8 protein-coding genes and 2 pseudogenes are annotated in these 14,031 nt (G+C 44.8%); 1 reads left to right on the plus strand and 9 read right to left on the minus strand.

What is annotated here, in order from left to right; translation table 11 throughout:
* Window positions 1–46: 46 nt before the first annotated feature.
* Both DW915_RS10600 and ileS read right to left on the minus strand, forming a co-directional pair.
* Window positions 47–2,509 carry a glycogen/starch/alpha-glucan phosphorylase gene (locus tag DW915_RS10600; protein WP_118742101.1) on the minus strand — a complete coding sequence of 821 codons (2,463 nt, stop codon included), beginning with the start codon at window positions 2,507–2,509 and terminating at the stop codon, window positions 47–49.
* Between the two features lie 107 nt (window positions 2,510–2,616).
* Window positions 2,617–5,736, minus strand: coding sequence for an isoleucine--tRNA ligase (ileS, locus tag DW915_RS10605; RefSeq protein WP_118742102.1), 3,120 nt, complete (start codon window positions 5,734–5,736; stop codon window positions 2,617–2,619).
* Between the two features lie 487 nt (window positions 5,737–6,223).
* Between ileS and DW915_RS10610 the strand changes: the two genes are divergently transcribed.
* Window positions 6,224–7,360, plus strand: a complete 1,137-nt coding sequence (locus DW915_RS10610) for a glycerate kinase family protein (RefSeq protein WP_055222019.1) — start codon at window positions 6,224–6,226, stop codon at window positions 7,358–7,360.
* Between the two features lie 114 nt (window positions 7,361–7,474).
* Here the strand turns inward: DW915_RS10610 and DW915_RS10615 are convergent.
* The 7 genes and pseudogenes from DW915_RS10615 to DW915_RS10645 all read right to left on the minus strand — a co-directional run.
* Window positions 7,475–7,876: pseudogene (locus DW915_RS10615) on the minus strand (PD-(D/E)XK nuclease domain-containing protein); the annotation flags it as partial.
* Between the two features lie 416 nt (window positions 7,877–8,292).
* Window positions 8,293–9,885 carry an AAA family ATPase gene (locus tag DW915_RS10620; RefSeq protein WP_118742103.1) on the minus strand — a complete coding sequence of 531 codons (1,593 nt, stop codon included), beginning with the start codon at window positions 9,883–9,885 and terminating at the stop codon, window positions 8,293–8,295.
* Window positions 9,886–10,175: 290 nt separating this feature from the next.
* Window positions 10,176–10,271, minus strand: coding sequence for a hypothetical protein (locus tag DW915_RS16565; protein WP_416388192.1), 96 nt, complete (start codon window positions 10,269–10,271; stop codon window positions 10,176–10,178).
* A gap of 227 nt (window positions 10,272–10,498) precedes the next feature.
* Window positions 10,499–11,263 carry a nucleoside phosphorylase gene (locus DW915_RS10630; RefSeq protein WP_118742105.1) on the minus strand — a complete coding sequence of 255 codons (765 nt, stop codon included), beginning with the start codon at window positions 11,261–11,263 and terminating at the stop codon, window positions 10,499–10,501.
* 86 nt (window positions 11,264–11,349) lie between these two features.
* Window positions 11,350–11,843: pseudogene (locus DW915_RS16570) on the minus strand (PD-(D/E)XK nuclease domain-containing protein); the annotation flags it as partial.
* Complete coding sequence (locus DW915_RS15910) at window positions 11,773–11,967, minus strand: hypothetical protein (RefSeq protein WP_173813644.1); 195 nt, start codon at window positions 11,965–11,967, stop codon at window positions 11,773–11,775. The pseudogene DW915_RS16570 and the gene DW915_RS15910, both read right to left, overlap by 71 nt.
* A gap of 158 nt (window positions 11,968–12,125) precedes the next feature.
* Entirely contained in the window at window positions 12,126–13,712 is a 1,587-nt protein-coding gene (locus DW915_RS10645; protein WP_055268130.1) for an AAA family ATPase, read from the minus strand.
* Window positions 13,713–14,031 lie beyond the last annotated feature (319 nt).

Consider the following 14,031-nt stretch of genomic DNA (forward strand, 5'->3'; position numbering starts at 1 on the left):
TTCCCGGAAAAGCAGGTGTCCCCTAACTACTTATATTTGATTCCGATTACTTTCTGACAGTAATCTTGTCCAGATGCCAGATATCATCTACATACTGCTGGATGGTACGGTCGGATGTGAATTTGCCGCTGTGTGCGGTATTCAGGATCGCGCTTCTTGCCCATGCAGAAGTATTTCTGTATTTATCCTCAACACGCTCCTGTGCTGCCGCATAGGACTTGAAGTCTGCCAGGGTAAAGTACATATCCGGGCGCGGAGCATTCTTCGGTGTGAGCAGGGAGTCATACAGATCACGGAACATCATGGTGTCGCCGTTTGAGTATCTTCCGCTGATCAGATCCATCACTACGTTGTGGATGTCCTGATCGTGGATGAAGTAGCTCATCGGATCGTAGGTGTAGTTGTTCTCATATTCGATAACCTGATCTGCGGAAAGTCCGAAGATAAAGGCGTTCTCTTTTCCAACTTCCTCAACGATCTCTACGTTTGCACCGTCCATGGTTCCAAGAGTCAGGGCACCGTTCAGCATGAACTTCATGTTACCGGTACCGGAAGCCTCTTTACTTGCGGTAGAAATCTGCTCGGAAACATCGGCAGCTGCAAAGATCAGCTCTGCGTTGCTGACACGATAATCCTCGATAAATACGACTTTGATCTTTCCTTTGATGGTCGGATCGTTATTTACGACATCCCCAACGGAGTTGATCAGTTTGATGATTGCTTTTGCACGCTCATAGCCTGCGGAAGCTTTCGCTCCAAAGATAAAGGTTCTTGGGTAAAACGGCATATCCGGGTTCTTTTTCAGACGGTCATACAGGTACATAATATGAAGAATGTTCATAAACTGGCGTTTGTACTCATGCAGACGCTTTACCTGAACGTCAAAAATAGAGTTCGGATCTACATCAATGCCGTTATGCTCTTTGATGTATTTTGCCAGGCGAACTTTATTTTTGTGTTTAATCTCCATAAATTCCTTCTGTGCCTGTGTATCATCTGCAAGCTCAGCAATCTTTTTGATCTTCGGAAGATCGGTAATCCAGCCATTTCCGGCATACTCAGTTACCCAGTCAGCCAGAAGCGGATTTCCGTGAAGCAGGAAACGACGCTGTGTAATACCGTTCGTCTTATTGTTGAACTTCTCCGGAGTCATTTCGTAGAAGTCTTTTAAGGTCTGTTTTTTCAGGATCTCGGTATGAAGCTTTGCAACACCGTTGACAGAATATCCGCCTACGATAGCCAGACGAGCCATATGAACCTGTCCGTCGTAGATCACTGCCATCTGGCGGACTTTTTCCTCATCACCCGGGTACTGCTCTCTTACCTGGATCAGGAAGCGGCGGTTGATCTCTTCTACGATCTGATAGATACGCGGAAGAAGTCTGGAGAACAGGTCAACCGGCCATTTTTCAAGTGCCTCTGCCATAATCGTATGGTTCGTGTATGCACAGGTCTTTGTCGTAATCTCCCATGCCTCATCCCAGCCAAGGCCTTCCACATCCATCAGAATTCGCATCAGCTCCGGAACAGCTACGGTCGGGTGGGTATCATTCAGCTGGAAGGTAACCTTCTCATACAGCTTCGTAATATCATCGTGCTGTTTTTTATATTTTGCAACTGCTCTCTGTACGCTTGCAGAAATAAAGAAATACTGCTGTTTCAGACGCAGCTCTTTTCCTTCGTAATGGTTATCGTTCGGATACAGAACCTCTACGATGGTCTTTGCAAGGTTTTCCTGCTCAACAGCTTTGTGGTAATCACCCTTGTCGAAGGAATCCAATGAGAAGTCCTGAATAGCCTCTGCATCCCAGATAGTCAGAGTATTTACAACGTCGTTGTCATATCCTACGATCGGCATGTCGTAAGGAATTGCATTGACAGACTGGTAATCCTTCTGCACAAAGTTTACGCGTCCGGTAGCCTCATCGTACTCCTGCGCCACATATCCGCCGAATTTTACCTCTTTTGCATACTCCGGACGTTTCAGCTCGAATGGATAGCCGTTTTTCAGCCAGTTATCCGGTACTTCTACCTGATAACCGTCGCGGATCTGCTGTTTGAACATACCGTACTTGTAACGGATACCGCAGCCGTACGCCGGATATCCAAGAGTAGCCAGAGAATCCAGAAAGCATGCTGCCAGACGGCCAAGACCGCCGTTTCCAAGAGCCGGATCTCTCTCCTGATCCTCCAGAAGGTTCAGGTTCAGTCCCATTTCCTCGAGAGCTTCCTGTACCTGTTTATATGCAGTCAGGTTGATCAGGTTATTTCCAAGTGCACGGCCCATCAGGAATTCCATGGACATATAGTACAGAATCTTCGGATCCTGTTCTTCCATTGCCTTCTGGGTTTTCAGCCAGTTATCAATAATAACATCTTTTACTGCATAGCAGACTGCCTGATAAATTTCCTGCTGGGAAGCATCTTCCAGGTTCTTTCTGTACAGCATTTTTACATTTTCTTTCACACTGTTCTTAAAAGTTTCTTTTTTGAACTCGGCGTTTAACATCTGCGTCCTCCTTAATAGCAGTCTGCGAGCGGAGAGCTTGTTTTTCTCCCCGCTCGCAGGCCAATTTCATATTAATGATCGTCGTGAAAACACATCCAAAAATAATCTTAGATACGTTCTACTGCCATGGTAACCTTTTCGGAGTTGATATTCCACTCCTTCTCATAGCCCTTTGTCTCTCCGGTCACGATATCTTCTGCCAGAACTTCAGATTTAATTTCATCACCATGGTTTTTCATGATGTCTACAATCTTATCGTTGTCTTTTGCGTATACACGGATCTTGTCCATAACCTCAAAGCCTGCCTCTTTACGCATAGTCTGGATTTTGCTTACCAGCTCACGTACGAAGCCTTCTTCGATCAGTTCCGGAGTCAGATTGGTATCCAGAACAACAGTGATTGTATGGTCGGATTCGGAAACATAGCCTTCCATCTGTGCCATGTCGATCAGCAAATCCTCCTCTAATAATACAATTTCCTGTCCATCGATGTCAAGTTTAAGTTCGCTGGTGCTCTTCAGCTCTGCCATTGCCTTGTTTCCATCGAGCTCGGACAGTACGGTTTTGATCTTGTTCAGGAGTTTTCCGTATTTTGGTCCTACGGTACGCATCTGCGGTTTGAAGCTGTAGCTGATGAAATCTGCGATGTCATCTTTGAATACAACTTCTTTGACATTCAGCTCGTCCTCGATGATCTCTTTGTAGAATTCGGAAAGCTGGAACTCGCTCTTAACATACATCGTTCCGATCGGCTGACGGTTCTTGATATTGGCGGTGTTTCTTGCGGCACGTCCCATAACGACGATCTCCAGCAGGTCGGCCATATCCTCTTCCATCTTCGGATCGATCCAGTTCTCATGTACCTCCGGGAAGTCACACAGGTGGATACTTTCCGGTGCACTTGCATCGATGCTCTTTACGAGGTTCTGATAAATATCCTCGGTCATGAACGGAATCATCGGAGCTGCTGCTTTTGCAACGGTCACCAGTGCGGTGTACAGAGTCATGTAAGCATTGATCTTATCCTGCTCCATGCCTTTTGCCCAGAAACGCTCACGGGAGCGGCGTACATACCAGTTACTCATATCATCCACGAAGGACTGCAGTGCTTTTGCTGCCTCCGGGATACGGTAATTTGCCAGGTTGTCGTCTACAGCTTTTACAGTGGATTCCAGACGGGACAGCAGCCATTTATCCATAACAGCCAGCTTGTCATACTCCAGACTGTATTTTGTTGCATCGAAGTTGTCGATGTTTGCATACAGAACAAAGAATGCGTAGGTGTTCCACAGGGTTCCCATGAACTTTCTCTGTCCTTCCACGACCGTCTTGCCTGCGAAACGGCTCGGCAGCCACGGAGCGCTGCTGGTGTAGAAGTACCAGCGGATCGCATCGGCACCGTAGGTCTGCAGTGCGTCAAACGGATCTACCGCATTTCCTTTGGATTTACTCATCTTCTGTCCGTTCTCATCCTGTACCAGACCAAGAACGATAACGTTTTCGTATGGTGCTTTGTTGAACAGCAGAGTGGAAATTGCAAGCAGGGAGTAGAACCATCCACGTGTCTGGTCTACAGCCTCGGAAATAAACTGTGCCGGGAACTGTTTCTCGAAGATTTCTTTGTTCTCGAATGGATAGTGATGCTGTGCGAACGGCATGGATCCGGAATCGAACCAGCAGTCGATAACCTCCGGTACACGGTGCATCTCTTTACCGCATTTCGGGCACTTAATGGTCACTGCGTCGATGTATGGGCGGTGAAGCTCGATGTCATCCGGGCAGTTGTCGGCTTTTTCTTTCAGCTCTTCGATGCTGCCGATGCAGTCCTGATGGCCGCATTCACACTGCCATACCGGAAGCGGAGTTCCCCAGTAACGGTTTCTGGAAAGTCCCCAGTCCTGAACGTTTTCCAGCCAGTCACCGAAGCGTCCTTTTCCGATGCTCTCCGGAATCCAGTTGATGGTGTTGTTGTTGCGGATCAGATCCTCTTTTACTGCAGTCATGCGGATGAACCAGGTCTCACGTGCGTAGTAGATCAGCGGAGTATCGCATCTCCAGCAGTGCGGGTAGCTGTGCTCGAACAGCGGCGCATCAAACAGAAGATCCTTGTCCTCGAGTGCCTGCAGAACGGCCATATCTGCTTTCTTACAGAAAGTGCCTGCCCACGGAGTTTCCTCTGTCATCTCACCTTTTTCGTTTACTAACTGTACGAATGGAAGATCGTATCTGTGGCCGACCTTGGAGTCGTCCTCACCGAATGCAGGAGCGATATGAACAACACCGGTACCATCGGTCAGTGTTACGTAGGTATCGCAGACTACATAGTATGCTTTTTTGTTTCCGATTCTCTTCTCAGCGTACGGGAACAGCGGCTCGTACTCTTTGAACTCGAGATCTTTGCCCTGATAATGCTCCAGAACCTCGGCGCCTTCTCCAAGAACGGTATCTACCAGAGCGGCTGCCATATAATAGGTATATCCTTTGCTTGTTACTTTTACGTAATCCTCATCCGGGTTGACGCAGAGTGCAACGTTGGACGGAAGGGTCCACGGTGTGGTGGTCCATGCCAGGATGTATGCGTCCTCGCCTTTTACTTTAAAGCGGACAACGGCAGAACGTTCTTTGACATCTTTGTATCCCTGTGCTACTTCGTGGGAAGAAAGCGGGGTACCGCAGCGCGGGCAGTAAGGAACGATTTTGTGTCCTTCGTACAGAAGACCTTTCTTCCAGATCTCTTTTAATGCCCACCACTCGGACTCGATGTAGTCGTTATGATACGTAACGTATGGGTTTTTCATATCAGCCCAGAAGCCAACGGTATGGGAGAAGTCTTCCCACATTCCCTCGTATTTCCATACGCTCTCTTTACACTGCTCGATGAATGGCTCTACGCCGTATTTTTCGATCTGATCTTTTCCGTCCAGACCGAGTTTTTTCTCAACTTCCAGCTCTACCGGCAGTCCGTGGGTATCCCAGCCTGCTTTTCTCGGTACCTGATAGCCTTTCATAGTACGGTATCTCGGAATCATATCCTTGATAACACGGGTCTCTACGTGGCCGATGTGCGGTTTTCCGTTTGCGGTCGGCGGTCCGTCATAGAATACGTAGGACGGATTTCCTTCACGCACTTTCATACTTTTCTCGAAGATCTGATTGTCTTCCCAGAACTTCTCAACCTGTTTTTCTCTCTCGACAAAGTTCATGTCGGTTGAAACTTTCTTGTACATGCTTGTACCTCCTGAAACTTAAGTTTCTCGTTTGATTTGTTCGCGTAAAATAAGAAAAAGCTCCCGCCCTGTAATAGGACGAAAGCTGTACTTATCGTAACCACCTGTTACATACTATCATATGCATTTCCTGTAACGGGGAACGGCCGGCAACTTCTTACCACTGCTCTCCGGTTTTCTATATTTTATGCGCCGGGTACGCAGATTCAGAACTGCAACTTGGAAGTGATGTTCACCTGCCGCTACTTGTACCGGACTCCCACCATCCCCGGCTCGCTTTCCACAGACCGTTCACGCGCAGACTACTGTCTTCGTCATCGTTTTTCATGCCTTATTATAACTAGGGGCTGTAAGCGTTGTCAAGAGTGGAAAGCATATTTTATCGGTTCTTTTCCGCGATTTTACGGGATTTTCAGGGGTGTGCGTTGCTATTTGGACATGGGGATGGTAAAATCATGGTATCTTATAAGGAAACGGAAGTGAAAGTTTGAAGGTTGCAATTGCAATTGATTCATTTAAAGGAAGTCTCTCGTCTCTTCAGGCCGGGAATGCTGCTGCGCAAGGGATTCACAGGGTGGATCCAGATGTTAAAACGGTTGTGCGGACACTGGCGGACGGAGGAGAAGGGACGGTACAGGCTCTGACGGAAGGACTCGGCGGACAGTTTGTGTCCGTTCCTGTGACGGGACCGGCACAAAAGACAGTTTCGTGTACGTATGGCGTAATAGAACAGGCACAGACAGCTGTTATTGAGATGTCCGGTGCAGCTGGAATTACGCTTGTTTCGGATACGGAGCGAAATCCGTTGTATACAACGACATACGGTGTCGGTGAAGTAATCCAGGATGCGGTTCTGCGTGGCTGCCGCCATTTTATTATCGGAATCGGCGGAAGTGCCACGAATGACGGCGGTATTGGTATGCTACAGGCACTCGGTTTCGGACTGCTCGATGCAGAAGGAAAACAGGTTCCTTTTGGTGCCGTCGGGCTGGAATCTCTTACCGCGATTACGACAGATCACGTTCTGCCGGAACTTTCGGAATGCACCTTCCGTATTGCCTGCGATGTAACGAATCCGCTCTGTGGTTCCAACGGCTGCAGCGCCGTTTTCGGACCGCAGAAGGGCGCGGATGCTGTCATGATCAAACGTATGGACACATCGCTTGCCTCCTACGCCGCGCTCTGCCGGAAAACATTCCCGAACGTCGACGCGGAAATTCCCGGAACAGGTGCTGCGGGCGGACTTGGATTTGCTTTTCAGACGTTTCTTTCTGCTTCGCTGGAACCCGGCATTCAGATCGTACTGGACGAAACCCGGCTTCGTGATGATGTAAAAGATGCTGATCTTGTTATCACCGGCGAAGGACGGCTCGACGGACAAACCGTGATGGGAAAAGCGCCGATCGGAGTTGCAAAACTTTCAAAAGAATACGGCAAACCTGTCCTTGCGTTCTCCGGCTGTGTCACAAAGGATGCATCTGCATGCAACGCCGCCGGAATTGATGCATTTTTCCCGATTCTGCGAAGCGTCGTTTCACTCGAAGAAGCTATGGATGTGAAAAATGCGGCAGAAAATATGACCGATACGGTAGAACAGGCTTTTCGGCTATTTTTGCTTCAGTAAAGCGGATATTCGCAATCCGCTTCCAGCTGTTTCGTTCCTGTCCACTGAAATCCGTGGCGGTTGTAAAACGCAATGGCACGCGTGTTTTTCTCCAATGCCCATAGATGGTCTGCGTCAATTTCCCATCAACACTTTCTTTCCCCGAAACGCAAATCCATAATGCCTGATCCGCTCCTTTGTGATTCCTCTGGCAAGCAATTCTGTGTCATACTGTTTTTTCTGAATCTGACGAAGTGCATGTTCCACCGTCTCTTCCAGCGACTTTTCTTTTGATGTATTCTGAACCTTGAATTCCATCACGATCGCATCCAAGTTTTCTTTCAATGGCTCCATTACTACGTCATACCGTCCAAATCCACTTTCTCTGTTGGATGTGATTCTGTATTTTCCGGCCAGATCGACAATCAGCCCAAGGACAAATCCATGGTAAAATCTTTCTGGTTCGAGTTCCTCTGACGGTTTTCCACCCGTGTCGAAACTGCTGAAGGTCTGAAGTGCTACCTGATTCATAAAAACAGTTATTCTTTCTAATGGATACAAAATCCTGGTTTCCAATGGAAATTACTGATTTCATGGGTCTGCTCCCTCCTAAATCCTTTACCACCGACGGGCTTGCAAAAAAATTTATTTCTGTTTCTTATTTTATCATATTTCTCTGGCAGAACAAAGATCATTCCCTGTCCGAAGCAATTATTTTCCATTGGATATTATGGTTTGACAGATGTCACAAACTATGCTTTCCCTGTCCTGCTCCGCCGTTATTCTGGTTTCATGCAGAACAGGTGACAAAAATTCTCCGATTTTACAATAGGCTCACTGGTGATATCATAAGAATCAATAATCATTCTGTTTTCTCCCATAAATTTTAATTGTCTTTACCAAAAAGTCCCATATCCGCCACCCTTACTGCGCAGATATGAGACTTCCGTTTTTTATTTTTGCATTGTCTCAATAACACATTCGTGTTTCTTCGTTTTCCTATTATAGTTAATTCCAGCAAGCAGCAAATTCCCCTGATAATCTTTCAACGCGTTTCCATACTGTTTTTCTTTGATCTGTTCTATCGCGCCAACTGCACTTTTGTCCCATTTCAGTTCAATCACAATCGCCGGCTTATCCAGATGGCACGGTCTTGGGATCATGCATACATCGGCAAATCCTTTTCCTGCCGGCAGTTCCCGAACCATAGTGTAGTATTCCCGTGCAAAATAGAAGGCGAGCTGAATGGTACAGCTAAGAGAATTTTCATCATTATATTGGAGAATTGAAATTTCCTCATGCGCTTTTTCCACTCCGGCTGCGACGGCATCTGCATCCATTGCCCATAAAGATTCCAGTAATTTGCGGGAAGATTCCACAGAATCTGCTACACCATGCCAATTCATTGTGCTGATTGCATTGACATATTCCCGGGAAACTTCTTTATTGGGAATGCTCACGGTTTCATTTATGCTGTTGTAAGTCAGATAACCGAGGTGCACCAGCAGAGTTAACACATCATCTTTCATCGCAAACGTGGTCATATCGTTGCTGAATGTTCCGATATGAATCGGAACTGCTTCACCAGCAAGCATTCGAACCACAGAATCTTTCAGGCCATCCATATCCATTTGAATATAAATTTTTAAGGCCTCATACGTTTCCGTCTGGTTCCAATAGGTTCCGAATTTGTGGCGCAGCATGGCTTCTACAACGGATTTTGGGCTGTACATAGAATAAATTTCGTCTCCCGTCTGCCGATGCGCAATCAGCTGATAACCATCGTACCACGTTTTTGCTTCTTCAAAACTCATCTCATATTTCTTACAGAGGGCCGATACCTCCCTCTCCGTGAAACCAAAATATTCCGCCAGATCGCCGGGATCTGTCATGGAATACTCGGTAAACATATTTAATGCGGAATGAGATCCATATTTCTTGATCGGAAGAATTCCCGTCATGTAGGCCAGTGCAACATAATCTTTGTCTTTCAGCCATGCACGGAGAAAATCGAGATATTTTTTCTGTGCATCTTTATCCTGTTTATATTCCCGAAACAGACAGTCCCACTCATCAATCAGAATGACAAAAGGGCATCTGGTATATGAAAATACATCTTTCATTACCTGGATCAGATTCTTTTCATCCCGAAAACGCACTTCCGGATAAGTTTCCTCAAAATCTGCTGCAAGATAATTTTTCAACATTTCCAGCATTTCTTCCATTGTTCCTGACATGCTTAAAAATTCCTGCATATTAATTTTGATAACATCGTACTGATTCAGATTTTCTTTATAGGACTTGTCTTCACGGATTGCAAGATTCTGAAAAAGTTCTTCTGTATTTTCGCTTCGATCATAATACGCAGCAAGCATATTGGCGGCCATTGATTTACCAAATCTCCTTGGACGGCTCACACAGATGTATCTCTGTTCTGTACAAAGAACTTCGTTTGTCTTTGCAATTAATTCACTTTTGTCTACATATATTTTAGAGCGAAGACTTCCACAAAACGAAAAATTTCCCGGATTCAGATAACTTCCCATGCAAAATCCCTCCCGTCAAAATTTTATATGTTTCATTATACTTGATTCCTCTGACTATCACAAGAACAGGATTTTCCCTGCTTGTTTTGTCCTTTTTTTATAATTGCTAAGCTGTTCCGCCACTGAATCTTCCTCCATTATCATCTATCCTCTGCGATAACCGCCCATGAAGCATCTCACAATCAGAAAACATTTATTTTGTGTATGGTTCTGTGTCTTTTCCATCATATATAAACACTTTCATATCTGTATTTTTATCAACGTCAGCATGGATGCCGGCCATATATTCTTTATCTGTAACATTCCTGAAAACGAAATCCCGCTTTCTCCAGCACATGCCGGCTTCTGGTGTTCTTTCTGATCGCATCGGCATTTACCGCAGACATTCCCAGTTCATGAAAGGCAAAATTTACTACCAGACATTCCGCCTGTGTTCCTTCACAACATCAATGCCGAATTCGGCACGATATTCTTCTGGATAGGAAAGTAAATAATCGGACTCACTATGTGTTACTACATACAAATCCGACATCTCAACCCATCTTCATACAGAACATTTCGTATTATGCAATCCTGCCCATTTTTCAAAATTATGTTTTCTTTATATTTCATTTTACCGTCCCTCTATCCTCATGTTTTTCGCTATCTGCAGCGCCAGAAACAGCTTATCCAGATCGTGGTTAGCGGCAGATAATCCATCCGTTTCATAGTTTCCTTCGATCAGCACATCTCCCGCAACAAGAAAATCATACAGTTCAAATCCATAAAAATCACAGATCGCCTGAACGCCTGCGAGTTCCATTTCCACGGCAATGCATCCTTCTTCTTTTCGTTTTCTTACAAGATTTACCGTTTCCCGAAGCATACTGTCTGTCGTCCATACGCGCCCCTGAACGTATGGCAGTTTCCTTTCTTTGAAAAATTCCGCCAGTTTGTCCGTGTTTTTTATTTTTATGTAGTCCTGCGGTTCTGCAAAATAATAGGACAGTCCTTCTCCCCGGTATGCCTCCGTCGGGAGAATAAACTTTCCATCGGTTGCTTCTTTTTCCAGACTGCCGCACGAGCCAAACATGATAAAAGTGGATGCACCTATCAAATGGTTGACTTCGGCAATCGTTCCGGCTGCAAGAGTGGAACCAATTGGTGTCAGGTAGAAAGCAATCGTTTCTCCCTCATATGGCAGAGTCCAAACCGGTATATTTCCATTGCATGCTCTTACTTCTGCAATCTGTCGGCATGGGAATTTTTCAAGCATGTATTCATATATTACTTTTGAAAAAATTACCATACATTTTTTTACCAGATGCTGCTTCTCCCCATAAAAATTCTCCAGCTTTACGATAGGCTCACTGGTGATATCATAAGAATCAATAATCATTCTGTTTCCTCCATAAATTTTATTTGTCTTTACCAAAAAGTCCCATATCCGCCACCCTTACTGCGCAGATATGAGACTTCCGTTTTTTATTTTTGCATTGTCTCAATAACACATTCATGTTTCTTCGTTTTTTTATTATAATTGATACCGACAAGCAGCAAATTTCCCTGATAGTCTTTCAATGCATTTCCATACTGTTTTTCTTTAATTTGTTCGATTGCTCCAACTGCACTTTTGTCCCATTTCAGTTCAATCACAATCGCCGGCTTATCCAGATGGCACGGTCTTGGGATCATACACACATCGGCAAATCCGCTACGTCATGCCAGTTCATTGTGCTGATTGCGTTGACATATTCCTTTGAAACTTCTTTATTGGGAATGCTCACAGTTTCATCAATGCTGTTGTAGGTCAGATAGCCAAGATGCACCAGTAAGGTCAGTACATCATCTTTCGTTGCAAACGTGGTCATATCGTTACTGAATGTTCCGATATGAATCGGAACTGCTTCACCAGCAAGCATTCGAACCACAGAATCTTTCAGGCCATCCATATCCATTTGAATATAAATTTTTAGCGCCCCACTCTGGATACGGCAAATCAACAGCATCTGCTTCTTCCATATTGAAAACTGCCTTATGTTCCGTAATTTCATACGCTATATTTTGCCTTTTTAAATAATGATATATCTCTATCTTATCCATACTCTTTTATCTCTGTAAACTGAAATTGAAATATGTGTGATTGCTCTTAATCTGTGGTAATCGGCAATCCATTCATTGCCATTTGCGCCAAATCCGCAAACCTCAAATCGTATATTAGCATATTGATCTTTCGTTTTTATTTTTACGAACATACTCCTTTATTTTTCATACTTTTCAATCCGGCATTCATGTTCTTTTGTTTTTTCATTGTAGTTAATTCCCACCAGCAAAAGCTCCCCTGCATAGCATGCAACAGACTCCGGATATTTTCTGTCTCTGATCTGATCTAATGCTGCTCTGACACTTTTGTCCCATTTCAGTTCCACAACAAGCGCCGGGTAATAATTCTGAAACTCCGGCTTTGGAATAAACACAAAGTCTGCAAATCCACGACCCGCGGGAAATTCGCGGATTGGTTTGAAATAGTATTGCATGGAACTCAAATAGGCAATGGACAGAACACTGCTGAGTAAGTTTTCATTGTTATACTGAATCACAGAAGTATATTCCATGTGAATTTTTTCAATTTCTTTTGCTACTGCGTTTCCATTCATCTGAATTGTATCTTTCAGAAGCTGCTCTGATTCTTTTTGAAATACAATCAACTCATTCCATTTTTTCCTTTTCGTTGCCAGAATCAATTCCTGACGGATTTCCTCATTCGGAATAAAAGCAGTTCTAAATGTCCGGTCATAGGCCAGATATCCAAGGTGAATCAGATACGTCAGCACATCGTCTTTATTGGCGAAGCTAACGGTATCGTTCTGAAAAGAGGTAACATCAACCGGAACATGATCTCCTGAAAGCATTTCGATTACGGCACTTTTCAGGCCATCAAAATCCATATTGATTAGCGGAACAATCGCCTCATAGGATGCGGTTCCGGACCAGTAGCTCTGGAATTCGCCTTCGAGCATCAGGTTCACAACGGCATTTGGATTGTATACATGATATTTCCCAATCTGATAACCGTCGTACCATCGTTTGACTTCTTCAAACCTCTGACCATATACTTCACATAGTTTTTGAACTTCTGTTTCTGTAAAACCTACATATGGTGCAATCGGCCCGGCATGTAGCATCGAATAATCTTTGAAATTGTTCAGCGCCGACTGTGTCTTTTCTTTTTTTACAGGCAAAATACCTGTCAGATATGCCAATTGAATATATTTTGTCGGCTCCGTCCCTTTGAACATCGCCCGCAGAAAATTGATATATTCTTCCTGTGTTTTGAGATCCGCCGCCTCGTCACGAATCAGAACATCCCATTCGTCTATAATCACAATAAATTTTGTTCCGGATGCCGCGTTGATCCGCGACAGCGCCTCCGGCAGTGACCGGATTTCTTCTGGAAGTATATGGGGATAATATTCTTTTAACTCCGAAATCGTTTTTTCTGAGATATAGGAAACAATCCGCTCCGGTCCGCCTGCCGGTTCCATACACCATTGGATATCCCAGTGGAGCACATCATACTGATTCAGATGTTTTTCAAAATCCTTTGCCCTGCTGATTTCCAGCCCGGAAAACATTTCTTTCGAACTGCAGCCCTTGCTGTAATACGCGGTGAGCATGTTTGCCGTAATTGATTTTCCAAACCGCCGCGGGCGGCTGTTGCAGATATATCCCTGCAGAGTGTTCATGACTTTATTCGTATAAGTCAGCAGTCCTGTTTTATCAACATAAATCTCAGAATTTAATGCAACCGCAAATGCTTCATTTCCCGGATTCAGATAACTTCCCATGCAAATCCCTCCCGTCAACATTTTATATGACTCATTATACTTGATCCCTCTGACTATCACAAGGACAGGATTTTCCCACGCAGCTTCCGGTTTTTCACTTTCGTCCTCCTGTGAGAATCCCATACAATTCCGGTCTTCTGTTTTTCAGTCCGCATTTTTCCCGCTTTCTGCATTTCCTGCATTTCGTTGATACTAAAATCAGACATGTTATTATCCGTGAACCTCACATGACTAAAGTCACGTGCTTCCGGCCGCTTTAGGCGGCAGACCAAATATCGGCGGATACGCCTGTTACTTAGATTTTGCACAGATATGTGCT

This window comes from Blautia sp. AM42-2, assembly GCF_003480245.1.
GTDB classification, from domain to species: domain Bacteria; phylum Bacillota; class Clostridia; order Lachnospirales; family Lachnospiraceae; genus Fusicatenibacter; species Fusicatenibacter saccharivorans.